This window comes from Sulfurisphaera sp. (assembly GCF_059755235.1).
On the sequence record NZ_DBPRYF010000021.1, the window covers coordinates 1 to 2,838 of the forward strand.

Sequence of the window (2,838 nt, forward strand, 5' to 3'; positions counted from 1 at the left end):
GCGATACAATAATCATTGATGCGAATAAAGGAAGACAGGAGGTTGATCTATCTAGAGAGGAATTAAAGAAAGGGTCTTAATAGTGGATTTCTCCATCGCTAAGATATAAGTGTGGACTATTGGCTCTGTATGCTAGATTTGTCTCATATTCCTCTATGGGGGCTGTACTTTTAACTTAAACCGTTTTTTGCTAAAGTGTAAAGCGTCTATTTGTAAAGTAAGCTTATATTTTTGAAATTCATATAATTAGGTGATACTCATGAGGAGAACTCTCAAAGCCGCAATATTAGGAGCAACTGGACTAGTAGGAATCGAGTATGTAAGAATGTTGTCAAACCATCCATACATTAAGCCTGCATACCTAGCAGGAAAAGGATCTGTAGGAAAACCGTATGGAGAAATTGTAAGATGGCAAACAGTAGGTCAAGTTCCTAAAGAAGTAGCAGATATGGAAGTAAAGCCAACAGATCCAAAATTAATGGATGATGTTGATATTGTCTTTTCACCACTACCACAAGGAGCAGCTGGGCCTGTTGAAGAACAGTTTGCAAAAGAAGGTTTCCCAGTAATTAGCAACTCTCCTGATCATAGGTTTGACCCAGACGTTCCATTACTGGTGCCCGAGTTAAATTCACACACAGTCAGCCTAATTGATGAACAGAGGAAAAGGAGAGAATGGAAAGGATTTATTGTAACAACTCCATTATGTACAGCCCAAGGAGCAGCAATACCATTAGGTGCAATATTTAAAGAGTTCAAGATGGATGGTGCGTTTATAACTACAATTCAAGCATTATCCGGTGCAGGTTATCCGGGTATTCCGTCACTAGATGTAGTTGATAACATATTACCACTGGGAGATGCATACGATGCTAAAACAATTAAAGAAGTATTTAGGCTACTGAGCGAAGTAAAGAGAAACGTAAATGAACCAAAGTTAGAAGATGTAAGCTTAGCCGCAACCACACATAGAATTGCAACAATACATGGTCATTATGAAGTATTGTACGTATCGTTTAAAGAAGAAACACCAAATGAAAAAGTTAAAGAGGCTTTAGAGAACTTTAAAGGAGAGCCACAAGAACTGAAACTGCCTTCTGCGCCATCAAAACCAATTCTAGTAACTAACGTAGATAATAGACCGCAAGTCTACTTCGACAGATGGGCTGGCGATGTCCCCGGAATGAGCGTAGTAGTAGGCAGAATAAAGCAAGTTAACAAGAGAATGATAAGAATGGTATCATTAATAAACAATACTGTTAGAGGGGCTGCAGGAGGAGGAATATTAGCTGCTGAGTTATTAATGGAGAAAGGATACCTAGAAAAGTAAATTTTTTATTTTATTCTCTCTATTCTTTCTTCTGATGAACTCACCCTTTGCTGAGTTTGTGAAGAAAGTGGCAGGGCTGATTATATTTGGACTATATTAAAGTTGCAGAAAATTTAGGGTTAGATAAAGAACTTATAGTTAATATATATAAGAAAATATCTGGAGGATATTATATAGCATTATATTATGCAAAATCTCCAATCTTGTACACCCTAGATAATTGGCCTAAAAAATACTTATCTAGAAGGCTTTTACTCTGGTACAATTCTACTTTCAACTCAGAAATAGACCAAATAATATCACTTTTTGTTACGCTAGATGTTACAATACTTCACAAAGTATCTTCTATTCTTCTTAAAAAAGAAGAAAGTAGTATTAATCTAATAGAGAAAGACATAGAAGAAGTCTTTAAAGAGATAGAAAATGTGTCAAATTCTTTAGGATTTACGAATTCTCCGCAAAGAGTTAGGGTAAAAGTCAAGGAAGAATTCCTTAAAGATCTTTCAGCTGATATATTACGTAAAAGAGAACAAGAAATAAACGAGAACACTTACAGTATACTTAGTGAGATTGCTTATGAAAGTGAGTTTCTAACAAAAATAAAAGGAGAAAAGAACTGGATAAGAGCAGTTAATAAACAAAATATTTTGAAGGCTTTGTCGCTCGAAGGGAAATTAAATGAGTTCTTAGAAGAGGAAAAAATACGGCTAAGGTATCTAATAGCATCAAAGACCCTGCTTTTTGATAAGTTGCTCCTTGAAAAGGGAATTAGAAAGACGCTGGAAGAAATAAGAGAGCTAAAAACGGATGAGCTTAAGAATGAAATTGACAAATTCGCCAAGGAAATAAATAGAGATATGACGTATATTTAGACCTCATAAATAAGCGGTTTTCCTAGAAGCCCGTAGATTAAATTATTAACAGCAATTTCAGCCATTTTATTCCTAGTCTCTACGGTAGCACTACCAATATGAGGAGCTAAAACCACATTTTGAAATTTCGTTAAAGGATTTTCAGAAGAAATTGGCTCATTCTCAAAAACATCTAATCCAGCCCCTGCTATCCACTTTCCCTCTAACGCTTTTAATAATGCTTTCTCATCTACTACTTTCCCTCTGGACGCATTAATAAGAAAAGCTGTAGGCTTCATCTTTTTCAATCGTTCCTCATTAATTAGGTGATAAGTTGATTCATTTAGATCTACTGTAACAACTACAAAATCTGCTTCGCTTAACAAATAATCTAAAGATACATATTCAGCTTCTACGTCGTTCTTAGGTACTCTACTGTTATAAATAACCCTCATATTAAATCCCTTAGCCCTCTTAACTAATGCTCTTCCTATCCTCCCCATACCTATGATGCCAATAGTCTTCCCATAAACGTCGTAACCTAAGAGAAAATCAGGTTGCCATGGAATATTCCATCTATTTTCTCTAATTATTCTGTCACCTTCAACAATTCTTCTAGCCACTGTAAGAATTAAACCAAAAATTAAATCTGCCGTA

At 35.5% G+C, this 2,838-nt stretch carries 3 protein-coding genes; 2 read left to right on the plus strand and 1 reads right to left on the minus strand.

Translation table 11 applies throughout. The features are described 5' to 3' along the window. The first annotated feature begins 259 nt into the window (after positions 1-259). Positions 260-1,330 (plus strand): aspartate-semialdehyde dehydrogenase, encoded by a 1,071-nt coding sequence (gene asd, locus AC3OCB_RS02510; RefSeq protein WP_498340624.1) that lies wholly within the window; start codon positions 260-262, stop codon positions 1,328-1,330. An 86-nt stretch (positions 1,331-1,416) separates the two neighbouring features. Then, positions 1,417-2,202 (plus strand): hypothetical protein, encoded by a 786-nt coding sequence (locus AC3OCB_RS02515; RefSeq protein WP_498340625.1) that lies wholly within the window; start codon positions 1,417-1,419, stop codon positions 2,200-2,202. Here the strand turns inward: AC3OCB_RS02515 and AC3OCB_RS02520 are convergent. Next, positions 2,199-2,838 (minus strand): NAD(P)-dependent oxidoreductase (locus tag AC3OCB_RS02520; RefSeq protein ID WP_498340626.1); only part of this gene is annotated, 640 nt, incomplete at its 5' end. The genes AC3OCB_RS02515 and AC3OCB_RS02520 overlap by 4 nt on opposite strands.

Coding starts and splice junctions, on each gene's coding strand:
- asd (WP_498340624.1), top strand. CDS start 260: ATGAGGAGAACTCTCAAAGCCGCAATATTAGGAGCAACTGGACTAGTA.